Below are 24,631 nucleotides of genomic sequence, written 5' to 3' on the forward strand. Positions count from 1 at the left end.
AATGTACTATACTAAGCAGGGTAATAGTATACTTGGTAACGAGTTACTGTTCTTTTATCTCTTGAATATCCATAATATCCAGAATTGTCATCTTAGGAGGAGCTATGAAGCATTTTCTTGCCGTTGTGTTTTTTTTCGCTGCGGCAGCGCTTTTCGGCCAGTCGAATGAAATTATCGACGAAATTCTTGCCGAACCGCAACTTAGCCCGGCCGCTGCCGCCTATCTTCTTGCAAGCCTTTCCGACGGGAATCAGGCCCCTGCTACTATGGAAGAGGCTCTGGCATCGCTATCGGGTCAATTCGTCGATGTGGGAGAGAGTATCAGTGTAGGGGAGTTCGCCCTTCTCCTGCAGGAGAATCTTGACCTTCCAAGAGGTCTTGGCTCTTTGGTCTATCCGTCTCCCAGATATGCCCTACGGGATCTTCGGTTCCTCGGCATCATTCAAATGAAGGCACATCCCGCAACCCCGCTTTCCGGTGAAGGAGCTCTGCGGATTCTCGGCCGCGCCCTTGAAAAGCTGGAGGTGCGTTCATGAAGCGTTTTGTCCGTTGTACATTCTTTGCTATGCTATTTCTGTTGCCCTTTACCACTTCACTTTTCGCTTTCGACTGGGGAGTCACCTCTTATAGCCGCCTAGGATACGAATTCGGCGGGGACGAAGATAACCAGTGGCAGAAACGGGAGAAGCTTTCTTTTTGGATGGAGGAATTCTGGTCCGGGGAGGACAATAGCCGTTATTCGTTTCTTTTCAACGGTTACTATCTCTACAGTGATGAAGAGAGCAGCGATGATGTCGATTATCTCTTTGAAAGCGATCTTCTTGTGTTCAAGATGAAACGGCCTCAGCTGTTCGGCGGGAACGAGGTCCTTGATCTCTCGGCCGGCAGATTCCCCTTTTCCGATTCGACGAGTCTTGTGCTTTCGCATGTAGCCGACGGCTTTTCCGCAGGCCTCGACCTTTCAAAGTATATCGTAAAAACAGGGATGGGCTACACAGGATTTCGTCTGAAGCCCGTCTCAAGTGTAAATATGAGCAGTGCCGATGTCTCCGACGACGATGACGACGATATCCACTTCGCCCCGAAGCGTTTGTTCGAGATCGTCACTGCCTCGCTTCCTTCTTACCTGCCTCGCCAGAACCTAACCGTTGAAGGGCTTTTTCAGCAGGATGTGCGTAGTGACGATGAAGATAAACTCAACAGCATCCACGCTACGGCGAAAGCCGACGGTGCGATCGTGGGCAACCTCTACTATACCCTTTCCGCCACTGAAGCCTGGAATACCTCCGACGATCTCGATGGTATGATGGTTCTTGCCGATCTGAACTACTATGCACGGCAGCTTCTTAATTCAAGGATATCGGCTGGTATGATGTACACCGGTGAGGATTTTTTTACCGTTTCCGAGCCGACCCTCGGCCTGATCTATTCGCCGGATGAGGCGGATCTATTGAGGCTTGATATCGGCTATTCCATACGTCCCTGGCAGGATGTATTCTCGCCGGCCTTAAAGAATCTTCAGTTCCTTGCAGCGGGGCGATTCTACCTTGTTCCCAGCGACGACTACAGCTACACAGGAACCGAGTTGGAGGGTGGTCTCACCATTCGCCCCACTTCGGATTTCGGCATGTCGTTTACCGGCGGACTCTGGGTTCCCGATGAAGGGGATACCCGGGCCCTTCTTCGCGTCGAATGTTCACTCGGCCTGTAACAAAGGAGGTATCGATGAAATCCATCGTTCGTATTATTCTACTTTCGCTCTCTATGTTGCTTTTTACGGTAACGGCCTTCTCCGCGGAGAACGCTGTCGTCGAAAAGGTTTCCGGAAAGGTCGAACTGCAAAAGAATGGAGGAAGCTGGGAGGCTGTTTCCGCCGGAGATGAGATTCCCCTGGGGGCGACCATCTCTACCGGCTTTCGTTCCGAAGCACTTTTACAGGTTGGCACGGCGACCCTCGAGGTAAAGCAGCTTACCCGTATGCGTCTCGACGAGCTCATTGAAAAAGAGGGTGTAGTCAAAACCGATCTTTTCCTTCGGGTCGGTCGGGTCAGAACCGAGGTAAAACACACCGAGGGGCTCCAGCAGGATTTCCGTCTGAGAAGCCCCGTCTCCACCGCTGCGGTAAGAGGCACGAGCTTCTCCTTCGACGGTTCAAACCTTCAAGTTTTTACCGGTCTTGTGGCCCTCACCAACAGCCTCAATCAGGTTGCCCGTGTGGCAGCCGGTGAAAATTCCTCCACCGACGGTTTCACCCTTCCTCCCGAAGGTGTCGAAGCCCTGGAGCAGATGTTCAATGTTTCCATCAACACATCGCAGATCGAAGATTTGGTGAACCTCCTGCCCGCGGCAGACACGACAGGAAGCGTTACGATTAACTGGACCTATAGTAGTCCTCAATAAGCAACTGAAAAAGGAGCGAATATGAAACGCTATAGATATCTGATACCGCTTCTGGCCTCTCTGCTTATCCTTTTTCTTAGCGGATGCTATTCGGAAGCGACAACAAGCGACGGCTCGGTGAGCCTGACGGTCTCGAGTAAAGGTGATATCGGTGATTCGGGAGACGGCTATTATCTGGTGGCAAAATTCTACGATGCCGATGTGATGGACGAGCTTATTACCAATGAAACCATCTCTGACGATGGATATGGATATTATATAAAATATAATTCCTCCTTACCGAATCCTTCGATGATCTATGCCGATTATCTTGCAGTCGAGGCAAGTTCCGGTTCTTTTACGGTGCCTTTTCTTGCGCCTAAAAAGTATCGATTACTTCTTGAATACTATATTTACTATGAAGGCGAGTCTCCTTCCATAGATGCTGCCGGTGTTTCGGATGCTTTCACGGTCAATGCTGGGGAAACATCATCAGTTTCTGTTGAGCTATTATTTTATTCCTAATAATTGTGTATTTTCCGTCTGTTTTGCGGGTGCTCCGGCTTTTTATCAGGGTACCCGCGTTTATATAAAAAAGATGTGAGGTCCCTATTCGGACCGACTGTTGCCTTAGGCTGTAGCAAGAGTGCACCGATTTTATGAACTACCGGAGTTACGGTCGGGGATGTGAAAAAAGGAGCAATAATGAAAGCTGATGAAAATAAATAGATATCTAATACCGCTTCTGGTCCCGTTGCTTATCCTTATCTTCAGCGGATGCTATTCGGAGACGGTAACAAGTGATGGCTCGGTGACCCTGATAATCAGCAGCAAGGGGGATGTTGGTGATTCGGGAGCGGGGTATTATTTTAGGGCGGAATTTTATGATGAGAACGTGATGGATGGGCTACTTTACAATGGAACTATCACTACTGATGATGCGAATGGCGGCTCTATCTACTATGACTCCTCCCTTTTACCAAGCCCTTTAGTGCGCTATACCAATTTTATTGGGGGTACTAATGATCCAGTTCCATCTGAGGGGTCCTTTACCGTGTCTTCCCTTGCCCCCAAACGCTACCGGCTTCTGCTTGAGCAATGTCGCTACTCTGAAACAGGAGAGGCTGAGCCCCTCGTCATTGAAAGGGCTGGAATTTCCGATGCCTTTATAGTGAATTCCGGTGAAACCACACCTGTTTCTGTTGCATTATTAACGGCTTCGGTTCAATAGCATGCTTTCCCATAGTGTTTTGAATCCTGGTGGTGATCTGGTTATATCGATTGCTTCAGGGCGCTATACAGAAGAATCTGACTTGGATATAGCGATAATTGGTCTTGAGAAGAAAAAGTTTTTTCAGGTGTACGGTGAACTCCTCAGCTGCGTGAAACGACCAGTGGATATGGTTGGATTGGATTATCATACGGATTTCTCAAGCCAAATAAAAAAAGAAGGTGCACTTATTCGGGTGGTGTAATTGAGTGAGAAAAAGATAAATAGATAATGCTACAACGCTAATCGAAGAATTGAAGAAACAGCTTATCTAAACTTTAATAGAAGGGATAACTATTTTCCCCTTGACTTCCCCTACCATTCTCCGTGTTAATAAGAGCAATGGGATCTTCGTCACATAGCCATCAGAGCCTTGCCATGCTAACCTGCGGGCGTCCCGAGGTTTTACGCGGGGCACTCGACTCTCTATCGGCGGAGACGGAAGGTGTTCCTATAGGCCCAATCACCGTCTACGACGATAGCCGGGAGGCTTCTATCCGGAGTGTCAACGAATCGATTGTTCACTCCTTTGCCGCCCAAAGCGGTCTTGTGCTTTCCTATGAGACGACTCAAAATCTCTCCCCGGAAGGGTCGGTACAGAAGCAATCAGCCTTTGCCCTCGGCCTTCGCCCCTTTCATCATGCTCCTGCAATGCCTGGGGCCGCCCGTAATGCGATTCTCCTTTCCTCTGTCGGAAAAAAAGTCCTCTCTTTCGACGATGATATTCGATTTTTACTGCGAGAGCCTCGTTTTACTATGGAAGAAACATCACCGCTTCCCTTTGCCTTTGCCGCTTCGGGAACAGAGTCGTTTCCCGATGCTGTCTCGAGGCCGCTTGTTTCCGGAGCGGCCCGCTGTTTCGAACTGTTCGACCACGTCTTGGGACGGACGCCTCAATGGGGTGATGGTATGGCGGAAGGGGATGGCGAGTCAGCAGCGGACCTGAAGGGCCCGGTTCGTGCGGCCATGGCCGGCATTTGCGGGGACAGGTGGTTTTCATCTCCCCTTGCGATCTTCGATACCCAGCCATTTCTTCGAAAACGGGCATGGCCCAACAGGCGCAGTTATCGGAGGGCGGCTATCGATCCCGTCGCCCTTCTTCTTGCTCCGGAGCTTTCCTACACCTCCCATCCCTTTTTTATTGCCTCGTGTTACGGTTTCGATGCCTCGGATATCCTGCCTCCCTTTTTCCCTCATATCCGAAATGAGGATGGGGTATGGGCTTTCCTTCTTCGCGCCTCTTATCCCGATGCTCCCATTGCCCATCTCCCCTTCGCTTTCGAACATAAGAGGGGAATCCATCCCTCCTTTCGGATGGAACACCGAGCTTCCGGTATTGGAGCGGGAACGGTCTTGCAGCGTTTGCTTTCTTTTTTTGCCGATGAACTAAAGGCTCCCGAGGCTGGCGAGCGGCTTGTGGCCCTGGGCTCTCGGCTTTCCGGGGCGGCGTCCCTTTCGTTGCGACAATGGAAACGTCTCCTTTTGGAGCTTCACCTGAAACATGAGGGGGCCATGGTCGCAAGACTTGAGGCCGACCTCGATCGTTCCGGTGGAAGCCCCGGGTTCTGGGCGAAGGATCTTCGATCCTTCCTTGACCGCTATCTCGACGAGCTTCCCGCCTCTGCACCCAGCCTTCCCCGTGAATTCCAGCACCTGGGAGATGAAGGCGAATCAGCCTTTCAACGATTTGCAGGCTCCTGTGGCGAACTGCTTAGTGCCTGGCCTGAGATCTGGAAAGGACGGGCCTGCTTATGAGCGATCGCTATTTCCCTGCGCACTGTAAGGCATTTCCTGCCTCCTCTTCGACGGTGATGCTTCTCAATCTCAATGATAATTCCGTGTATCGGGCCTCGCCCTTCGAATCGAGGCTCTTCTTTGCCTTGCGGGGCTGCCGGAGTGTGGAGGAGCATATTGGTTTTCTGGTTCGAAGCACCGGGGAACGCTTTCCCGTTTCTGCCGTGGCCGATCGGTTTAGGTGCTGGATTGCCGCAGGGCTTCTGCGCCCCGAGAAGCTTTTGCACTATCCTTCTGCAGCGGCTTCTGCAAAACCGGGAGAGGCAGCGCTGACGGCGGCGGTGGTGACTGCACGGGGGCCTGAGACGCTACGGCCGTGGCTCGAGAGTCGAATCACTTCGTCGGCCTTTGCCGACCGAAAAATTCCTTTTCTTATATGCGATGATAATCAAGATGCCTCTGCCTCTGAACAGAATCGGCACCTTGCCGAGGCTTTGGGGGCGGTTTATCCGGGAACAATTCGTTATATTGGAAGGGATGAACGTCGGCGTTTTGCCGAGCGGCTTTCGGCATCGGCTGATAAGGCGGGGATCGATCGACAGGTGGTGGAATTCCTTGTGTACGGCCCTTCCGAAAGGGCGGCCTTATCGACTGTTGGGGCAAATCGAAACCTTGCCATGCTCCTTGCTGCGGGAGACCATCTGCTGATAAGTGACGACGATCTGTCCTACCGCTGTTATACCTCTGCACATGCAGAGGCCCTTTTCCCCTCTTTTGTTTCCGATTTTCGACCAAGCATGAATTTCTTCCCCACGATCGAGGCCCTGCAGGAAGGGCTGGTTCATCTTGCCGACTATGACCTTCCCGCAGTGGCCATGCGCTTGTTTTCTTCTCCCCAGGAGGTAGGCGCCTGGTCTTTCGAAGCACTTTCTTCTTCTTTTGCTGCGATTTTGGAACGAGGAAGCGCCCGCATCGGTGCGATAAGTGCGGGATACGCAGGGGCCCGCTGGTTTTCTTTTCCCTGTTTTCCTGCTCTCCAGAGGTTTTTTTGCAATGATAATTATTTTCTTGAAAAGAAGGATTATGAGGCAATAGCGGAAAACGGCCTCAATCTCACGCTTGCCGACGGCATGGTTGCAAGTGATTCCTCATTTCTTCAGGGAGGAACCCTTGCCTTGGCTGCAGACAGCGGCGCTCCACCCTTTTTCCCTCTCGATCGCCACGAGGATCAATCCTTTGCCCACCTGTTCAGGGCCCTTGAACGGGATCTTCTTTTTTGTCATCTTCCCGTCGCCCTTTACCATGATCCCTCGAAGAAACTTCCCTTTGGCCGGGCGCTTTTGGATTCCGACCTTGGCCTGGGACGAATGTTTCTCCTGATTGTCGACGACCTCGGAAGCTGCTTGCTTGCAGAATCTGCTGCCGGACGAAGAGGCGAGCTCGTCAGGGCGCTGAGAGAGATTGCAGGATTGCCGGATTCCGCTTTTCGACTTTATCTGCGCCATCTTGCCGAGGCCTATATCGATGCGAGGCTTAGGAGCGTTGATTTGTTGCTCGATCGCTATCATGGTGAACCTGCTTGGTGGGCCGACGATCTTAGGGCCTATCGTGAATCGATGCTTCGTGAGAAGCAGGAGCCCGTCGCTGCCCTTCCTCCTGGTTTTGCCGATTGGCTGGGGCGTTATGCTGCATCCCTTGACGTCTGGCCTGGCTTGCAGAGGCTTGCACAGGAGATAAGCGTGCTATGATGAAGCGCGGATGTACGACTGCCTTGCTTGTGTGCCTGCTGCTCCTCTCTTCCTGTGCCAGCTTTTCAGGACGGTCGAAAGAGGTCGGACTGCCCCGGGATCTGCCCCCCCTGTCCTCTGCGCGATCTCTCGGAACGGGGGTTTCGTACCTTTCCTACCAAGGGGAAAAGGACTTTCCGCCATTCCATCTTTTGATTATAGTCCCCTCGCAAGGGGCCCAGGTCCTTCCTCTTGCTCCCTTTCCCCATGGAACGGATGTTGCGAAGGCCTTTCGTTCGGCTCTTTCTCAGCATCCCGAAGCCGTTGCCGCCTTTACCGGTGCTCCTTTCGTGAGCGTGGGAGGGGCCGGATCGAAGAGACTTGAGGCCATTGGTTCTTGGCTGGTGGATGGCCGGGAGTATGGGGCAAGGCAGCGGCAGTGGGGCGTGCTTTTTCGTGATGAAACAGGCTATGGGATAGTCTCTGCCGACGGGGATGTTCCTGATCATCCCCTCTGGCTTGTCGGAACCTATTTGCCCATATTGAAATCCGGGGATACCATCGGCATCCATGGCCGGCGGCACGCCCGTACCGCCTTCGGTATCGGCGGCAGCAAGGCTTCCGCTTCTCTTTTTGTCCTTGTTGTTGAAGGCGATTCACTCTTTCAGCCGGGGCTTACAAGCCGGGAAACTGCCGGAATCTTGAGCCATTACGGGGCCAGAGAGGGGATAAATCTGGACGGTGGTGATGCCGCCGCCATCGCCTTTATAGACAATGGCGGGAAAAAGCCTATCCGCTTTTACAGGGGAAAGCGGCGTCACCTTCCCTGTTATTTCATCGTCCTTTCGGGGCAGGGGTAATCACTGCTGAACTCTGAAGGCCTCTATCTGTGCCTTGTTGTCATGCAGAAATTCTAAAGTGCGTTGTTGACTGTCGCCGAAAAAATCCCGCTGGAGTGCCATGGTATCGGGACCTATATATCGAAAGTGCCACGGCTCCCACATGTAACCGGTAACGGCTTCTTCCCCTTCGGGGAATGAAAGGGAGAACCCGTACTTCCAGGCGTTCTCTTTCATCCATTTTCCCGCCTTTGTATCGGCAAAGGCCTCGGTAATGCTTCCGAAGTCGATCACGGTACCAAGCTGGTGTTGGCTATGGCCGGGTCGTGCCGAGTAGCGGTCGGCGGCTTCCTGTCCATCGGCTTTTACATAACGTTGATACAGGCCCTGCTGGTAGGTCCAGGAACGAAAGGTCGAGGAAAAAAGCAGGGTGACACCATCCGCCTTTGCGGCATCATTCAGGGCCAAAACATGGGGCATGACGGCCTTGCTGAGGGAAAGGTCCTTTCGACTTACCGCCAGGGGGTAATCGTTCAGCGAAACCCTATCTTCCGGTTCCCACTCCTCGGGAAGGGCATGGTTTTTATCCACAAGGATTGTCAGGATTTCCGGTTCCTCACTAACCTTAAGAACCAGCTCGAGAAAATCCTGCGGTTTGGCAAGGATTGCCTGACGAGTTGCCTCCGGCAGGGATGTCGTCATCTCTTTGAGATCTTCTATTGTCATGGTGAACTCCGGATGGAGATATACAATTTCCGGGGATTTTTCTTCTTCCGCTGTTGCATCTTCACAGGAACTCAGGAGAATGAAGGCGGCAAGAAGCGGCAACAGGATACTAATTTTTTGATGCATTGTGCTCATGTCAGCCACTATACCGAAGCTTCGCCGTTTGGACAATGAGAGGGAGTTTATCAAAGTACACGACGCATTCTGAAGATTTTCTTTCCTTCAAACTCTCCCTCTTCGAGAAAGAGCTCTTTAAGCCCAGGATGGGTCGTTTCATATACCTGCCTGGTGATATAGAGGTTTCCGGGAACGGCGTATTTTGTGCCAAGGTGAAAAATGAAGTTGATCGCATCCGAAACAATGGTTCCGGTATTGCCTCGCTCTTTGTAAACGGTTTCTCCGATGTGGATTCCAAGGCGGTAGGAGATCGGTGTTCCGAAGGGGAAATCCTCGCAACTGGCAATGGCTCTATTCATCATAAGCTTGCAGGCGGCGAGGACCATGGGAAACGAGCTTCCGTTATAGGGAAAAAGTACAAGACCGCCGAATTCGTTCCACATCCAAATGCGGCCGTTTATCTGCTCGAAATTCTTGCGTATAAACCCCTGAAACTTATCTTTTACCGCCTTGAGGTGATCTTGCCCCGAACTTCGTTTCCATTCGCTTGTTGAATCGAGTTCAGCAAACAGCATACAAAAAAGATAGTTTTTTCCCTGCTCGACGTGCTTCCATTCTCCCCCGGGAATGATGCATTCCTGCGGAAAGGAAAGGGGATCCGGACAGGTCCCGGGCTTGGTTGCTGCCGCGCTGTCTATTGATGTACCAAGAAAATCTTCAATCTCTTTCAATCGTTTTGTCTGAAAGCCACGTTGAAAGAGCTTTTTCCCAAGATAATCGACCCCTCCCTGACGAAAAAAAAGTGCGGGGTCTTCCATAGCATCCTTGCTGTCTATGACCGCAGCACATACATGGGGCATTTTTAGGAGAAAACGTAGTTCTTTGCCGTAGGCTTTTTCTTCCTGCTGACTGATATCGTAATAGACAAGGCAGGTTTCAGTTTCGTCTTTCAACCGGGAACGGTATTCCTTTCTGGGAAGTAGCTCTATGCTGTTTTTGCGACTTCGCTTGATGGCCGAGAAATGGTCCGTAATCTTTTTTTGATCGCTGATTACAAAGAGTTTCACGGCTTCTCCAGTTTGAGGGTGTAACGGTAGTATTCAAGCTGATCTTTTCCCGTAAAGGGTTCGAGGTCGGTGGAAGAGATCGCATCAAGCATGAGCTTTACCACCGAGCTGATGGTCATGGTGTCAGGTAATGTCATACGGGATTCAATGTCCATGATCCGCTTTATGGTTTCGCAGGATTTTAGTTCTTCTTCGTCCGGTGTGTAATCGAAGGGTCCGCTATGAATGGCGACTCTGATGTTGAGAGGCGATTTCAGTGGACAGGATATTTTGTTGTAAAAAAAGAGTTCATGAAGGATTTCCCGGCCTGCCATGACGGCACTCTGGTTTTTGTTATTGAAAAAGAAGGTGGCCAGGCCTCCGTCTCCCTCCCAGCTCCATATCCTGCCGTTGCGTTTAAGGACGGCATTTTGACAGATTTCCCGGAGGGCTTCATAGGCTGCACCGACCTGTTCTTCCTGATTTTTTCTTACAATAACCGAATTGCCGACGATGTCGATCCTGAGAAAGGTGAGGGTATATTCCTTCGCCGTTTTTAGCGCGCCCCAGTTTCTTGTAATACTATATTGAGGGTTCTCGACAAAGAGCTGGTTTGTTGTATCGTAGAGATAGCCGAGCTCAAAGACTCCGGAAATGATATCGCGCATGTAGGGAACGGTGTATCTTCGCCCCATGAGCCCTTTGTCTCCGATCTCTACCAGAAGTAAGACGAAATCGAGAAAGCGATCGGCCTTGACCATGTCGTGGACGATTTGTCGTGCGGCTTCTTTATTTGGAATTGGCATACTCGAGGGGAATCCCGTTCTTGCATAAAGGTCGTAATTGGGAAAGACCTTTTTGGCAAGGACCACCATCGTCTTCGTTGTCATGGATTGAGCGAGGGCCTTTGAACTCGTGTTGATTAATGCGCTTCCTATTCGTTTCACAAACCTACCACAGTATACTTATTAATCGACAATTTTTATGCTTAATCAAGTTGTTTTGTGGCGATACGGAAGATAAAAAGGCCGTGGGACCTGACAGGCCCCACGGCCGAAGCTCTCCCGGAGGAGAGGGTCAGCGTACGAACATGTAGCGGTTCAGGATGTTTTCCAGAAGCTCCTGGTTTCCGCTGATGGTTTCCGGCTCCCTGGCGTCAAGAGCGATGTTGCGCAATTCTTCAAGGGAGAGTTTTCCCGCCTCGAATTCCGCTCCCTTCCCCGAATCGAAGGAAGCATAGCGTTTGCTTTTACGCTTGGGCAATTCACTTTTGGTATTAATGTTGTAGGCGATTTCCAGACCAAGAGCAAAGGCGTCCATTCCGCCAATATGGGCATAGAAGAGATCTGCTGGATCGGTGGAGTTTCGCCGGCGCTTGGCGTCGAAATTGAGGCCTCCGTAGGTAAATCCTCCGTTTTCAAGGATCACCATCATTGCCCTTGCCGTCTCATAGACATTCGAGGGAAATTGGTCGGTGTCCCAGCCATTCTGATAGTCTCCCTGGTTCGCGTCGACACTGCCGAGTAGGCCGTTGTCTGCAGCTACCTGGAGGTCATGCCAGAACGTGTGGCCGGCGAGGGTCGCGTGGTTGTTTTCGATGTTGATGGCAAAATCCTTTTCCAGGCCGTTTGTTTTGATGAAGGCGGCCACGGTTTCCGCATCGTAGTCGTATTGGTGCTTTGTCGGCTCCATGGGCTTGGGCTCTATCATGAAGGTTCCCTTGAAACCAGCCTTGCGGCCATAATCCCTGGCAGCGGTGAGGAAACGGAGCAGGTGCTCTTTTTCCCGCTTCATGTCGGTGTTCAGAAGGCTCATGTAGCCCTCTCGTCCGCCCCAGAATACATATCCTCCTCCGCCAAGGAGAATCGTTGCATCGATGGCTGCCTTTACCTGGGCCGCGGCAAAGGGAATGACGTCGAAATTGGGATTGGTAGCCGCTCCATTCATGAATCGGGGATGATTGAAAAGATTCGCCGTACCCCACAAAAGTTTGACACCGGTGGCCTCCTGGCGCTCCTTTGCCATGCCTGCCAGCTCCATCAGGTTCTTTTCGCTTTCTGTAACGCTTTTCCCTTCGGGAGCAAGATCCCGGTCGTGAAAACAGTAAAAGGGGGCGTCAATCTTTGTGATAAATTCAAATGCCGCATCTACCTTGTCCTTTGCCGCCTCCATGGGGTCCGCCTTGACTGCCCAGGGAAAAAAGTGGGTATCCGCTCCAAAGGGATCGAGGCCTCCTGCGCAGAAGCTGTGCCAATAGGCGATGGAAAATCTGAGGTGTTCCCTCATGGTCTTGTTTCCGATTTTTTTGTCGGGATCGTAAAAACGAAAAGCGAGAGGGTTGTCGGTTCCCGCTCCTTCATACGCTATTTTTCCGATTCCCGGAAAATACTCTTTATTGCCGATAAAATAGTCTTTCATGTGGTTCCTCCTATATCCAAATATAGGAGCTGTTTTTCGACTCTGCTATGGAGAAGATTGACAAAAGATGTATATAATTGACATTAACGATGGTTTTAAACATTCGCGAAGCGCTGTTTGTCTATCAACTTCAGGATGAAGAAAAGATTAGATGGCATAGTAGGGTCCACGCCCATGGCCGGAATGAATATGAGCTGCACTATTTTCTTCAGGGCGGCGGAAGCTTCAGCGTCGGAAGTACCACCTACCGCATTTCACCGGGATCGGTCTTTCTCTGTCCCCCTTTGGAGGTTCATACGATTCAGACCATCGGCCGCGATCATCCCCTTACCTATTATGCCATTCTTTTCGCCCCGGATGAGGGGGCGGATGCCGAGCTTAGGGAACTTTTGACCGGCAGATTGCCGCGGAGCTTGTATCGTCATGTGGGAACAAATTACCGCTTTTTTTTCGAAGAACTAAAGGAAAAGGTGGCCTCCTCAAGTAGTGCAAGGCGAAATTCGGGTATCCATCAGTTTGTTTCCTTTCTCTACATGTTGAACGAGGGACCGGGCAGCTTTAATTATGGCGACGGAAGTAATCAGCATATTGAGAAGGCGCTGAAAATCATGCAGGGAAGGGTAGCCGAGAAGCTCGATTTGCCGACCCTTGCCAGACGGGTCGGTCTGAACGAGTCCTATTTCATAAGGCTTTTTCGTCAAAAGATGCAGATTACCCCTATGAAGTATTTTACCCGGTTGAAAATCGAAGCGGCCACCGGTTATCTTCTCGGGACCTCACAGCCCTTGTATCAGATAGCCGAAACCCTCGGTTTTTATAGTGAATTTCACTTTTCAAAGACCTTTAAGCAGTATGTGGGGGTGAGTCCGAGGGGCTACCGAGAGCGTTATCGTCAGAATATCGAGGGAATTGATTCTTGACCGCCTAAGTGAGAATAGATTACATTTTCGCATGGAACTAAAAAAGAAATTACGATTTCTCGATCTCTACGCAATAAGCTCGGGGGCAATGATTAGTTCCGGTATCTTCATTCTTCCCGGGATCGCTTTTTCCATTACCGGACCTGGAGTGTTCCTTGCCTATATGCTCGCAGGCTTGATAGCCGCAATCGGTATCTTGAGCGTCGTCGAGCTTTCTACCGCCATGCCTAAGGCAGGCGGCAACTACTTCTTTATTGCCCGCAGTATGGGCCCCCTCGCAGGGACCGTTACCGGTGTTCTGAGCTGGTTTGCCCTTTCCCTGAAAAGTGCTTTTGCGATTTTCGGTCTTGCCGAACTCTGTACCCTTGCTTTCGGTATCAATGTGCACCTTGCAGGTTATATTCTTCTGACTCTCTTTTTTCTTCTGAATGCTTTTGGGGTGGACCTCGCAAGCAGATTCGAGGTCCTTTTGGTGATTCTTCTTCTTGCAATCCTGGCGGCATACGTGGGGGTTGGATACGGTGCGGTGGAGCCCCTGCGTTTTCAACCTCTCTTGCCACACGGCCGTAGCGCCCTTCTTGCCGGTGCCGCTTTCGTTTTTGTCTCCTATGGAGGACTGATTAATGTTTCTTCCATCAGTGAAGAGGTTGCCTCTCCCAAGCGGAATATTCCTGCGGGGATGATAAGCAGCGTCATCACCATTACCATTCTCTATGGGGCCGTGCTCTACGTAACCGTGGGGGCCAGTGATCCCTCCACGCTTCTCGCTTCTGTTGCACCCCTCGCCGACACTGCAAGGGGCTTCGGCGGGGCTGTCGGTTATGCCGCAATCACGGCTGCTGCGGTCCTTGCGTTTATCACGACGGCAAATGCAGGAGTCATGTCTGCCAGCCGTTATCCCGTTGCGCTCAGCCGGGATAAATTGATACCCGGTTTTTTCGGCCGGGTTTCCAAGCGATCAGGGACCCCTTTTCCCGCCCTGATTGCCACAACCCTGCTCATCGGCGGCTCTCTGACCCTTGAGCTGGAGGTTTTGGTCAAGGCCGCATCTTCGGTCATCCTGCTCAATTACGTCCTTGCTTCTCTTTCCGTCATGATCCTACGGGCAAGCCGGATTCAAAGTTACCGTCCAAGTTTTCGTACCCCGTTTTTTCCGTTGCCCCAGGTGCTAACCCTTGTTTCGGTGGCCTTTCTTATCGTACATCTTGGTTTTGAGGCGGTCGAGGTTACCCTTTCTTTTATTGTTTTGAGTCTGCTGCTCTATTTCCTCTATGGGAAACGACAGATGAAGCGTGAATTTGCGCTCCTGCATATTGTGGAACGAATGACCGATAAACGTCTGACCGATTCCGTTCTGGAATCGGAGCTTGTGGAGATCGTGTTTACCAGGGACGAACTGGTCAAGGACCGGGTGGATGCGGTGTTCCGGGGGGCTTCCTGTCTCGACCTTAGCTCCTGTGCCGATCGTAAGACCCTGTTTTCCCTTGCCGCAGAGCATTTTGCGAAGGAAGGCTTCGGAAGTCAGGCGGAGCTTGAGGCTTTGCTTGAGGATAGAGAGGCGGCAAGTTCTACCGTTCTTTCTCCTTTTATCGCCATTCCTCACTTGGTATGCGGGGGAAAGGAGCGATTCGGCCTATTTGCCGTACGTTGTATCGAGGGGATTGCCTTTGACCAAGCACATCCGGCGGTAAAGGCTGTCTTTTTTCTTGCCGGCTCCATGGATCGGCGGGATCTTCACCTCCAAACCCTTGCCGCCATTGCTCAGATTAGCGGTTCGGAAGGCTTTGAAAAAGAGTGGCTTGCGGTGCGCGGAGGAGAGGGCATCCGAAATCTCCTGCTTCTCGGCGGCCGACGCCGGGGGCAATCGGAGTTGCTTTAGCCGATCCCCCCGCCTCGCATGGCATCTGCCACCACCAGACGAGCCGCTTTCCTTGCCGGCCGTAAGGTCCCCAGTACGGCAGAAAAGCTTGCGATAGCGACGGCGATAATAAAATGGAGGAGCCTGAAATCTGCATAAAACCGCTGGCCGAAAGGGACGGGAATATTGTCGGGCATCTGGGCTGAGATGTCCAGGCCTACGCTGCCCAGGTACCAAACCATTGGAAACGAAATGACAATGGCGATCATGGCAGCTATGAGTGCGATCCAGCCGCTTTCTGCCAATAGTAGCAAAACTACATCCCGTTTTTTCATGCCTATTGCACGCAGGGTTCCTATCTCTCTGGTCCTTTCGTGGACACTCATCGACATGGAGTTCAAAAGTCCAAGAACGATCAGGATATAGAGCACTACCAGCATGGTAAAAAAGCTTCTGGTATCCGTTTGTACCGCGGAAACGGTTGCCTGGGCAAAGCTTTTCCAGGTGTGTACTTCACCTGGCAGCTTTGCTTTTCGCAAGATGGCCGCACCTGTTTCGGGGCTTATGCCGGGGGCAAGCCGCATAACCACTCTGGTTACCTTGTCTTGCATGTCCAGCAGGCTCATGGCGCTGTGTACATCAATAAACACAATGTTTTTATCAATTGGAGGATACCCGTAGTGAAAAATTCCCGCCACCTTTATGTCGATGAAATTTTCCGAACCGTATGCATCCTGGGCAACAATGTAGAGTGTGTCTCCCGGCACCACTCCCATGCGCTTTGCCAGTTCTCTCCCAATGAGAATTCCCTCCTTTTTTGATGAAAGGTATTGGCCGTCGTCGATGTAGTCGGCTAATACGGTGGTAGCGGCCTCACTTTCCGGATCTATAGCCCTGCCTATAAGGTAGACCGATTCCTTTCTGTTGGATAAGCGAAGAGAAAAATCGATGCGTCCCGTTGCTTCCTTTACTTCCGGCATGCTTTTAAGCCTCTGTTTAAGATTGTGGTAATCGGGAAGTGTCAGATCCAGGGGCATACGTCGTTCTTCTTTCAGATATCCTGGGGGAATCAGCTGCACCTCGCCGGTTTCAAAATTTTGCATGGCCCCGTAGACATAGGTATGGTATCCTTCTACCCAGCCCAATCCCAGGAGCATCAGGCTTGTTGCCAGGCAGAGAGCGATAAGGTTGAGGATAGTTCGTCGTTTATTTCTCCATACATTTCGTAATGCGATACCTATCAAATCCATACTGTTTCTCCCGCTTATAGTGCGCGCAAAGATTCCATGATACTTTGCTTTGAACTGACAACTCCCGCGTACAGGGACCCGACACAGGCGATCAGGACCCCTGCGACGAGGCTTGAGAGGGCTTGTTGCGGGCTGAAAGCAAAGTATACGGCATCTCCTAAACCGAAACTTTCGGTAATTTCTCCCCATCTCATGCCATATTTCCGAAAATAGAGTACCGCCGGTATCCCTATGGCCAACCCCATGAGGCTTCCGATGATACCTTGCAGTATCCCTTCGGTTAAGATGAGACCGAAAAGCTGGCGTCGTTTCATGCCGATAGCCCGCAATGTTCCATATTCTCTGGTTTGCTCAAAGACATTCATCAGGATCGAATTGGTAATAACCGTAGCAGCGACTACGATGGTAAAGATGTTTATGAACAGGAAAAAAACATCGAAGAGTTGAAGAAGCACGAGATAGCTTCCGTGAATTTCCTTCCAGTCTTTTATCTCGGCGTGGGCCGCGAAGAGGGGATCGCTCTTTAATCGATCGGCAAAGGCTTCCGCGGTTTGCGGGGCTTTGAGTAAAATCCGTATTTCCCTGCATTCGCCGGGCACGTAGAGCAGCTTTTGGGCTTCATCGAGGTCGATGAAAAAACTTCCTTCATCAAACTCCTTACTGTCGGTTTGGAAAAAGCCGGTTACGGGGTATTCCACATACCAGGGACTCCCCGTGCTGTCTTCGACCAGTACCACTACCGAATCACCGACCCCTATATCCAAAAGCTCCGCAATGCGTTTGCTCATGGCGATTCCGGGGGCCCCTTCCTTTCCTTTCCCCAGAAATTCACCCACATATATGCCGCCCCGTGCTTTAGAAAAGAAGCGGCTCTCTCTGTTTATCCCGCAGCCCGTAATGGTTAGATTCCTGTTTCCGGCCAACAGTACGCTACCGAAGCTCAGTACCTTTTCCACCCTAAGAATTTCACTGTTTTCCGAAAGTTTTTTCACCATATCGTCGGGATTCGGGAGCAGAAGCGTCAGGTCGTAGGGGTTCAATGCCGTGTCGCTTCCCTTGGGAAGAATTTGTACATGGCCGCTTTCTTCGAGCATGTTGCGAAAAAAGTTTTTCTTTACCCCTTCGATCATTCCCGAAACAAAGAGGATGACCGCTACGGAGAGGGCGACGGAAAACAGTATCATGATGGTACGCCGTCCGCGAACTACCATGTTATGCCAGGCTACTTTGAAGAATATCATGCGGAACCCCCTGCATCGATTCCCGTGACCCTACCGTCTTTTAAATGAATAATCGTTTGGGCGTAGTGCATGATATCCGGGTTATGGGTGGAAAAAATAAACGTGACACGTTCCTTTTGATTCAGCTCTGCCATGGTTTCCAGAATGACGTTACCGGTGGCGGAGTCAAGGTTTGCGGTCGGTTCATCCGCAATGACAAGAGATGGATTATTAACCAGAGCCCGGGCGATGGCGACCCGCTGGCGCTGCCCTCCTGAAAGCTCATCGGGGCGGTGTGCCGAAAAATCTTCGAGGCCTACAAGCTCCACCAGATACTCCACACGCTTTTTCCGCTCTTGCTTCGGAATCCCTGCCAGGATAAGGGGAAATTCAACATTTTCGAAGCAGCTCAAGACGGGCACCAGATTAAAGGCCTGAAAGATGAAACCCATCTTTTCCAATCGAATTCCCGCCTCCTGATTGTCGCTAAGCGTCGCCAGGTCCTGCCCATTGAAAAAGAGCTTTCCCGAAGTTGGTTTATCGATGCAGCCGAGGATGTTCAAAAGGGTTGTCTTACCGCAACCCGATGGGCCTACGATTGAGATGAAATCACCCTCGTCGATGGTGAAATTCAGATCTTTCAGGGCGTGGATAACGCTTTTCCCCAAATAGTAATCCTTATGAATCCCCCGGATTTCCAGTAGTGCCATGATACACTCCTTCTTTAAAAATGGATGACAGACTCCAGTGTGAGTCGCCAGTCTCCTTTGCTCGCTTTTTGCGATCCGAATTCCGTCCGGGAAGAGCCTGTCAACATCTCCCCTTGGAGATTGAGGTCCATATTGGCAACGGCGAGGAGGGTTCCCTTTGCTGACCAATAGGCAGAGTGGTCGGCAAGGCTGATGTATGAGGACAGCTCAAGCCGAACGTGTTGGTAGTATTCAAAACTGGCGAGGGAAAAGAGATAGTGCCGTCCCAGGTAGTCGACCGATGGTTCTTCTCCCGTATAGCTGCCGATAAGTGAAACGTAATCCGTTCGTTCATCTTTGCTATATCCGGTTCCTGCGTACAGGTATTCCTCCGCAAACATCATACTTACGTCCGGATGTGCTGCCGGGAAAAAGGTACGGCTTAGCCCTGCCGAGGCAAGGAGTTGGGGGGCCGATTCACTGTCCGTTTCAAATCCGTTTATGGATTCGTCGGGATATTCCACAGCGTGTGAGAATTCAAGGGCGCATTCACTGGTGATAATATATCCGGCAATATCATACGATATACCGAAGCCGGGTCTGAGGGTTTGATCACGAAGATAGACCATGGAGAGGGCCATATCGGCCTTTCCCGCCACTATACTTGCATAGAGGGCATACTTAAGATCGTTATAGAAGTCTTCATTCGTTTCGTTATCCGTTATATCGTTTGATGCGGACAAGGGGTCGGTGAAGTCCACAACCCCTGTCAGCTGGGTGTTAAGGTTCGGAATTAAGACAAGGCTGAGGCCGGTGAAACCTTCCACATCTTCTCTGGTGTGGCTGGGATGTAAGGTATCGGTGGGAAAAAAAGCAATGCCCCTGCCCCAGGGGATGCGCTGCTTTCCTGCGGCAAGTTCAAGCCTGTCGCTGAGGTGGTAATCGATATATGCCTCGTAGAGCTCGTGTTCAATCGTTTCCCGGCGATCAAGTTCTGCCCGATGCCTGGCAATAAAGGTAAAGGTATCGTATTCGAGGCGGTGGTTAGCCTCTATCCCCAGGGTATAGTCGAGGCTATTCGACGCTTCTGCACCCGGTGTTCTGGCGTAGCATCCTTCCATGTCGATTTCTCCGAAAAGTGAATAATCCTGGGAGAAAAGGGGGACCGCTGCCAGGGCGAACAGAAGGGTCAGGCCTATGCCTGTGATACTGCGGTACTGTTTCATAAAGTTTTCTTAACGAACCAAAGCCGCGGTGCTAAAGCGACTGTCGGGAATATCTGACAGGGCTTCCATGCTGTGTATGACGACCTCGGAATAGGCCCCCTCTATTTCGTAGGAATCCATATGCATAAGAGCGGGGCGGAGGTCTCCTGCAAGATCCTTGTAATCACTCAGGATCATGCTTTTGAAAAGGAGCCCCGATTTCGCATAATAATCGAAACGAAGCGGGCGTAGGTTTTCGGCATTGATCCATATCTTGATGCTCCCGTAGGGGGCCTTTCTACTTTTTGCTTCGGCAATGATGACCAGGCATGTCACGTCGCCAAAGTCGGGATGCTCTATCGTTTCGCCGTCGGAAAAATGGGCGGAATAGTCATCGGTATATTTTGGGTCCGAGATATCATTGTTGGAAAAGATGGTTCCCTGAAACGACTGTTCGGGTGAAAGACGCAATGGCCTTCTGCTGTTCGATTTTGGATTATACATATAGAGGTTGGTCTCCTTTTCCAGAAATCGAAGTCCCCGACTTCGCGGCGGTTCCGTCATCTCAATAAAGGACCCGGCATCTTCTTTGTAGAAAACTTCCATCGCCATTATGCTTTCCCGCTCTCCCGGCTTCACCGTTCTGATACTCATCTCAGAACGGTAAATTGATGGGTTGATGATGCTCTCCGTCTTATGTAAAAGTTCTTCGGCCCTAGGTGTTTGGGCAAAAATGGTAGAGACGCCACATAGAGCCAGTAATGAAGCCAATCCAATCCGTTTCATTCCGTGTCTCCTTTGTGTTTGGTTACAATGCTTTCCAGAAATTCCAGATATTCTTTGAACCGTGCTTTTCCCTCTTCTGTTGCCGAGTAAACCGTTTGCACCGAGGTTCCCGCAAGTTCCCGCTGCTTTTGCACATAGCCCGCGGCTATGAGTTTTTCCAAGTGGGCGTAAAGGGACCCGTCACTCATTTCAAGCTCCCGCTTCAGGGTGTTGAAGGCTACGCTGCCATCCTGGATGATAAGGGTCAGAAGGGAGAGTCTGGTCTTTTCAAAGAATACCCCGTCGAAACGGGTATACAATTTATCCATTGCGCTTTTCCAGAATTCGTGTGTGGATTCCCATCACGAAAAAGGCAAGGCCGGCAAAGAGCCCGGTGGTAACGGCCGCTGTCTGACCCTGCACATCAAGAACCGTAAAAATGATTCCGAGCGTAAGGGTAATGATTGTTTCTGCAAAAAGGGCAAGATAGGTAATCTGTGCGACCGAGGCAAACAGGATTGCTATAATCAGCAGAATCATACCCAAAACCGGGCCCTCAAGGTGGATGAGGTAAAAAAGGATAAACATGGTTGCAATAAAAATCACCAAAAGGGAGAGATAGAATCGTTGATTCTGGCGTAGGGAAATGGGCGTGTCCAGCCGTTTGATAAGGTTGAGCCAAGCGAATGTCTCGACAAAACCACCGATGATTACAATGGGTAGCCATATAACCAAAAGGGCCCGATCAAGGCTTGCCGGAAAAAAATGAACGTGAAGGAGGGTTCCCAAAACAATCAATACACCCCAGGAAAGAAAGTCCCAGTATTCAACAAGCGGTTTTTCTTCATGTCGGGTCGCCAGCCCCTTCATTTCTTTTAGATCGTTAAGGTAGTTTCGAAGCTCCTCGTTTGTAGGCTCCATATTAATATACCTCCTTTTGTGATGTAAAGTCACTTTGTAAGATAAAGTTACTTTACATCACAAAGAAAGTCAATAGATGATGTTGTTCCTTGACTATTTCAGAGCTGAAAATTCAAAAGAGTCCAGATGACAAGAAATCCGACGATCATAAGACCCAGTAGCGCATCGGTTCCTGCTGCCCGTTTTCGTATGTGGTGGGCGAGGGAGCGACCGGGAGGGCTTGAGACGATAAAAAACAACAGGACTCCGGCGGCAAGAACGATTGTTTGGCTGAAGAGGGGCGAGGCAGAAAAAAGATCGCTAAGGGGACGAAGGGCCTGAGGCGGTATCACCGACTTTCTTAGGGCGAGGGGAGCAAGACCGAGGCCGAGGCAGCCTGCGGCGAGGAGCACTGCTCCTCCTTTTCCCGGAATGTTACCTGGCCTGTTAACAGGCAGGCCGCCATCTGCTTCGGGAGCAGTAGCGGAAGAGGATACTCCGAAATAGATCCGCCCCAGTTTGATAAACGATGCTGCGGTTCCGGCCGATACCAGCAGGAAGAGGGCATAGACGGCCGGAACGTGGTGCATTGCCACGGAAAAGAGGTATTTACTCGCATACCCGTTGAATAGGGGCACGGCTGCAATGGAAAAGGCCCCGACAAGGAAAAGAGGGAACCAGATGCCCACCTTTCGGCAAAGACCTCTGACCTTGTAGACGTTTCTGCTTCCTGCGATGTCGCAGCTGCTTCCGACCGAAAGAAACAGAAGGGATTTAAAAAGTCCGTGGTTAAAGGCGTGAAAAAGGGCCGCCGCTGCTGCCACCGAGGCCAAGGGGGCCGGTAAGATAAGTGAAAGGGCGAATGCTCCCACGATATATCCCATCTGGCTGACCGAGTGGTAGGCCAATAGCCGTTTCGCATCGTTTTGCTGCAGGGCAAAGAAGAGCCCTGTTACCGCCGATAGGCCTCCGCAGCCAAGGAGTATCATCCCCAGAAGTTTGGTGGCCGCGGACGGGAAGAGTGAGGCGATTCTGAAAAGCACTATCACCGGTGCTTTTATGACGATTCCCGAGAGCAGGGCCGATACAGGGTGGGCCGCAATGGAATGGGCTTCCGGTAACCAGCCGTGAAAGGGAACCATTGCCATTCTGGTCCCAATACCGACGGTGAGGGCGGTAAGGGCGAGGGCTGTCTGTTTCGGCCCTATTGAAGGTGTTAAGCGGGCCGCTTCGCTTATCGACAGGCTGCCCGTTCCCCGATAGATGATAAAAACTCCGACAAGATAAAAGGATATGCTGACGGTTGCAAGAATTAGATAGCGGAAACTTGCAAGTATGGACCTCGGCTTTTGCTTGTATGCTATGAGAATATAGGCGGATATGGCAAGAATTTCGAAGAAAACAAAGAGGGTAAAGAGGTCCCTGCTTGCTGTTATCCCCTCACAGGCTGCCAGGAGAAACCAGACAAAGAAAAAGAAATCGGCCTTGTAGCTTCCGTCTCCCTCTGCATACAGTAATGAAGCGGTTCCGACGATCAGAATGAGAAGCGTCGCCAAGAGCGAGAGACGATCGAAGACAAAGACTATCCCAAGGGGTTCCGCCCAGCCTCCGACAGAGAGCGTCACGATACTTGACTCCGAGACTATGTCGGGACCTATGAACAATAGAATTGAGCCGGTTGATATCACCCAGAATATGATAAGGAACCGGGTAAGTACATGAATTCCCGTCTCTTTTCCTATTCCCATTGCAACCAGGTTTTTTACCACAAGCATCACCCCGCCGCAGCCGAGAGAGATGAGTGTCGGCAGCAGGGGGCTATGCGTTGTTATCATCTTTTGCCCTTAACTCGATGTGATCGATATTGAGTGTCCCATATGCCTTGTACAGACGCCAGACGAAGACAAGCGCGACGGCCGTAAGGGAAAACCCTACGACAATGGCGGTCAGCATCAGGGCCTGAGGAATAGGATCGACAAATACTCCCCCTGACGAGTTGTCGATGATGGGAGCTTTTTCCCCCGAAACAGAGGCGCAGACGATAAAGAGTGCCACTATAGAACTGTTGAGCACACTTAAAGCAATAACCTTCTTTATAATATTTTTCCTTGCAAGCGTTCCCCACAATCCGACGGCAAAAAGCAGGGCTATGAGCAGAATATTGAGTTCTGTCATTCTTTTCCCTTATTTTTCAGGATGAAGAGTAATCCGCTGACGGCAAGGAGAAGGACAACTGTCTCCCCAAGCGTATCCAGAGCCCGATACCCAAGATAGACGGCTGCCACCAGATTCGACGCTCCTGTGTCGTGTATGCCTTTTTGCGTAATGATATCTCGTAGCCTATGCGGCCATCCCGACTCTTCGGTAAGGGAGAGGAGCAATATAACGGCGACAAGCGTACAAACCGCCAGGAGTAGTCCTTGTCGAATTTTTTTCATGTTTTGTCCTCCGTCGGTATGAGGCCTTCTGAACCATGCTAACCCGGCCCCGAGGGGGTGTCAATGTGACTTTTGAGGGATACTCACAAGTAGCTCGTTTCCTCTTTCCGAGCGAAGGATATGTTCCGAAGGCAGGATGAGCCTTCGGAGGGAGAGTGCCGAGAAAAGGTCTTTCTCGTGCCGTTCCGCCCGCGGCGTTATTTTTAGGAGAATATGGGATGATGCGTAATCTGTCTCCACCCGTATGGAAAGGTCGGTAGTACGACCGAGCTGTGACAGGAGATCCGCTATGCCGACGGCGATTTCCGTTATCTGTTCAGGGGAAGCGGTCAGGATCCCGTTGCCGAAAACTTCGTCGTGATCCGCTCTGCAAAGCGCCCTCACGATATCCGAAAGCTCAAATTCTTTTTTTCCGGGATTGGACAAAAGGATCTCGTTTGCCGCCGATATTGCCGAAATTTCACTACTAAGCGCTGCCAGCGCCACTTCTGTTTTGTCCTTTGATTCACTGTTGAGAGAAATAAGGCTGTCTACCATTTGAAGGTTGTTCTTTACCCGGTGGTGAAGTAGCTGCAATAATGTGTCCTTCTCCTCCAACTCATTCTGAAGTATTGTCAGTAACCTTTGGATAATCATGGCAAGTATGATCGAAACGAGCATAAGATTGGAGGTTATCACCGTTATTTCCACAGCTGTATGCCTGCCGCTGATTATCCCTGAACGACCGAGAAGAAAATAGAAGATAAGGATGATGAGCGAAGCGGTGATGGAGGCTGCAATTCCTCTCCTTGTACCGAAAAGAGCCGATATGACCACGGAAAAGAGAAGCCAGATGTAACCGGCCCCCTTGTTTCCTGTCTGAAAAAGAACGACGGCCCCCAGTATCAGCGTAATCGAAACAATTACAATCAACTTAAAGCGATACGGCATCTTGGGATGCAGGATAATGAGTGCAAGAATGGCATAGATAAGGGTGTCGATGAAGGCCAGAACATAGAGCCCTTCTTTCAGCGATGCATACATGCTGGGAATATAGGCCAACAGCCCCCAAAGGGTAACACTCTTTAGAAGTTGGTTGAGGATCCCTTCCCGTCCCTCCACTATGTTTTGCATCAACTACTATTCTAGGG

26 protein-coding genes are annotated in these 24,631 nt (G+C 50.9%); 11 read left to right on the forward strand and 15 right to left on the reverse strand.

From position 1 onward, the window contains the following. The first annotated feature begins 104 nt into the window (after positions 1-104). From F459_RS0106250 to F459_RS0106290, 9 genes are all read left to right on the forward strand, one after another. Positions 105-536 carry a hypothetical protein gene (locus F459_RS0106250; RefSeq protein WP_020611884.1) on the forward strand — a complete coding sequence of 144 codons (432 nt, stop codon included), beginning with the start codon at positions 105-107 and terminating at the stop codon, positions 534-536. Continuing rightward, a complete protein-coding gene (locus F459_RS0106255) occupies positions 533-1,711 on the forward strand; it encodes a hypothetical protein (protein ID WP_020611885.1) in 1,179 nt (392 codons plus the stop codon). Before F459_RS0106250 ends, F459_RS0106255 begins: the two co-directional genes overlap by 4 nt. A 14-nt stretch (positions 1,712-1,725) precedes the next feature. Then, entirely contained in the window at positions 1,726-2,400 is a 675-nt protein-coding gene (locus tag F459_RS0106260; protein WP_020611886.1) for a FecR family protein, read from the forward strand. 21 nt (positions 2,401-2,421) lie between these two features. After that, the gene (locus F459_RS0106265; RefSeq protein ID WP_020611887.1) at positions 2,422-2,904 is read left to right on the forward strand and encodes a hypothetical protein; all 483 of its coding nucleotides are present in this window, start codon (positions 2,422-2,424) and stop codon (positions 2,902-2,904) included. 190 nt (positions 2,905-3,094) lie between these two features. Further along, positions 3,095-3,610: a hypothetical protein gene (locus F459_RS0106270; RefSeq protein ID WP_020611888.1), complete on the forward strand. Its 516-nt coding sequence runs from the start codon at positions 3,095-3,097 to the stop codon at positions 3,608-3,610. A 19-nt stretch (positions 3,611-3,629) separates the two neighbouring features. Next, the gene (locus F459_RS22115; RefSeq protein ID WP_154651639.1) at positions 3,630-3,854 is read left to right on the forward strand and encodes a nucleotidyltransferase domain-containing protein; all 225 of its coding nucleotides are present in this window, start codon (positions 3,630-3,632) and stop codon (positions 3,852-3,854) included. 137 nt (positions 3,855-3,991) lie between these two features. Further along, positions 3,992-5,404: a hypothetical protein gene (locus F459_RS0106280; protein ID WP_245540101.1), complete on the forward strand. Its 1,413-nt coding sequence runs from the start codon at positions 3,992-3,994 to the stop codon at positions 5,402-5,404. Next, positions 5,401-7,131, forward strand: a complete 1,731-nt coding sequence (locus F459_RS0106285) for a hypothetical protein (protein ID WP_020611891.1) — start codon at positions 5,401-5,403, stop codon at positions 7,129-7,131. Before F459_RS0106280 ends, F459_RS0106285 begins: the two co-directional genes overlap by 4 nt. Then, the gene (locus F459_RS0106290) at positions 7,128-7,970 is read left to right on the forward strand and encodes a phosphodiester glycosidase family protein (protein WP_020611892.1); all 843 of its coding nucleotides are present in this window, start codon (positions 7,128-7,130) and stop codon (positions 7,968-7,970) included. The genes F459_RS0106285 and F459_RS0106290 overlap by 4 nt, the downstream gene beginning before the upstream one ends. On the opposite strand, the gene F459_RS0106295 is transcribed toward F459_RS0106290, so the two are convergent. The 4 genes from F459_RS0106295 to xylA all read right to left on the reverse strand — a co-directional run bounded on the left by F459_RS0106295 (position 7,971) and on the right by xylA (position 12,256). Beyond that, positions 7,971-8,810 carry a M15 family metallopeptidase gene (locus F459_RS0106295; RefSeq protein WP_026294920.1) on the reverse strand — a complete coding sequence of 280 codons (840 nt, stop codon included), beginning with the start codon at positions 8,808-8,810 and terminating at the stop codon, positions 7,971-7,973. 50 nt (positions 8,811-8,860) lie between these two features. Continuing rightward, positions 8,861-9,859, reverse strand: coding sequence for a hypothetical protein (locus F459_RS0106300; RefSeq protein WP_020611894.1), 999 nt, complete (start codon positions 9,857-9,859; stop codon positions 8,861-8,863). Continuing rightward, positions 9,856-10,785 (reverse strand): nucleotidyl cyclase domain-containing protein, encoded by a 930-nt coding sequence (locus tag F459_RS0106305; protein WP_033301329.1) that lies wholly within the window; start codon positions 10,783-10,785, stop codon positions 9,856-9,858. Before F459_RS0106305 ends, F459_RS0106300 begins: the two co-directional genes overlap by 4 nt. 130 nt (positions 10,786-10,915) lie before the next feature. Next, positions 10,916-12,256, reverse strand: coding sequence for a xylose isomerase (gene xylA / locus F459_RS0106310; protein WP_020611896.1), 1,341 nt, complete (start codon positions 12,254-12,256; stop codon positions 10,916-10,918). 89 nt (positions 12,257-12,345) lie between these two features. Here xylA and F459_RS0106315 point away from each other — a divergent pair, with 89 nt between their 5' ends. Both F459_RS0106315 and F459_RS0106320 read left to right on the forward strand, forming a co-directional pair. After that, positions 12,346-13,176 (forward strand): AraC family transcriptional regulator, encoded by an 831-nt coding sequence (locus F459_RS0106315; RefSeq protein WP_020611897.1) that lies wholly within the window; start codon positions 12,346-12,348, stop codon positions 13,174-13,176. A gap of 31 nt (positions 13,177-13,207) precedes the next feature. Continuing rightward, positions 13,208-15,055, forward strand: a complete 1,848-nt coding sequence (locus tag F459_RS0106320; RefSeq protein ID WP_020611898.1) for an amino acid permease — start codon at positions 13,208-13,210, stop codon at positions 15,053-15,055. On the opposite strand, the gene F459_RS0106325 is transcribed toward F459_RS0106320, so the two are convergent. The 11 genes from F459_RS0106325 to F459_RS0106375 form a co-directional block, all read right to left on the reverse strand. Beyond that, a complete protein-coding gene (locus tag F459_RS0106325) occupies positions 15,052-16,284 on the reverse strand; it encodes an ABC transporter permease (protein ID WP_020611899.1) in 1,233 nt (410 codons plus the stop codon). The genes F459_RS0106320 and F459_RS0106325 overlap by 4 nt on opposite strands. Positions 16,285-16,298: 14 nt before the next feature. Next, positions 16,299-17,525 carry an ABC transporter permease gene (locus F459_RS0106330; protein ID WP_020611900.1) on the reverse strand — a complete coding sequence of 409 codons (1,227 nt, stop codon included), beginning with the start codon at positions 17,523-17,525 and terminating at the stop codon, positions 16,299-16,301. Next, on the reverse strand, positions 17,522-18,214 hold the full coding sequence (locus F459_RS0106335) for an ABC transporter ATP-binding protein (RefSeq protein WP_020611901.1): 693 nt from the start codon (positions 18,212-18,214) through the stop codon (positions 17,522-17,524). The genes F459_RS0106330 and F459_RS0106335 overlap by 4 nt, the downstream gene beginning before the upstream one ends. A gap of 14 nt (positions 18,215-18,228) precedes the next feature. Further along, positions 18,229-19,419 carry a hypothetical protein gene (locus F459_RS0106340; RefSeq protein ID WP_020611902.1) on the reverse strand — a complete coding sequence of 397 codons (1,191 nt, stop codon included), beginning with the start codon at positions 19,417-19,419 and terminating at the stop codon, positions 18,229-18,231. Between the two features lie 9 nt (positions 19,420-19,428). Further along, complete coding sequence (locus F459_RS0106345) at positions 19,429-20,184, reverse strand: outer membrane lipoprotein-sorting protein (RefSeq protein WP_020611903.1); 756 nt, start codon at positions 20,182-20,184, stop codon at positions 19,429-19,431. Further along, positions 20,181-20,492, reverse strand: a complete 312-nt coding sequence (locus F459_RS0106350) for a transcriptional regulator (RefSeq protein WP_020611904.1) — start codon at positions 20,490-20,492, stop codon at positions 20,181-20,183. The genes F459_RS0106345 and F459_RS0106350 overlap by 4 nt, the downstream gene beginning before the upstream one ends. Continuing rightward, complete coding sequence (locus tag F459_RS23165) at positions 20,485-21,084, reverse strand: hypothetical protein (protein ID WP_020611905.1); 600 nt, start codon at positions 21,082-21,084, stop codon at positions 20,485-20,487. The genes F459_RS0106350 and F459_RS23165 overlap by 8 nt, the downstream gene beginning before the upstream one ends. A 98-nt stretch (positions 21,085-21,182) precedes the next feature. After that, positions 21,183-22,898: a complex I subunit 5 family protein gene (locus tag F459_RS0106360; protein WP_020611906.1), complete on the reverse strand. Its 1,716-nt coding sequence runs from the start codon at positions 22,896-22,898 to the stop codon at positions 21,183-21,185. After that, positions 22,882-23,238, reverse strand: coding sequence for a sodium:proton antiporter (locus F459_RS0106365; protein ID WP_020611907.1), 357 nt, complete (start codon positions 23,236-23,238; stop codon positions 22,882-22,884). Before F459_RS0106365 ends, F459_RS0106360 begins: the two co-directional genes overlap by 17 nt. Further along, the gene (locus tag F459_RS0106370; RefSeq protein ID WP_020611908.1) at positions 23,235-23,501 is read right to left on the reverse strand and encodes a hypothetical protein; all 267 of its coding nucleotides are present in this window, start codon (positions 23,499-23,501) and stop codon (positions 23,235-23,237) included. Before F459_RS0106370 ends, F459_RS0106365 begins: the two co-directional genes overlap by 4 nt. Positions 23,502-23,561: 60 nt before the next feature. Then, positions 23,562-24,614, reverse strand: coding sequence for a histidine kinase dimerization/phosphoacceptor domain -containing protein (locus F459_RS0106375; protein WP_033301333.1), 1,053 nt, complete (start codon positions 24,612-24,614; stop codon positions 23,562-23,564). Between the last annotated feature and the right edge of the window lie 17 nt (positions 24,615-24,631).

The organism is Sediminispirochaeta bajacaliforniensis DSM 16054, from assembly GCF_000378205.1.
In the GTDB taxonomy this organism is placed as follows: Bacteria; Spirochaetota; Spirochaetia; order DSM-16054; family Sediminispirochaetaceae; genus Sediminispirochaeta; species Sediminispirochaeta bajacaliforniensis.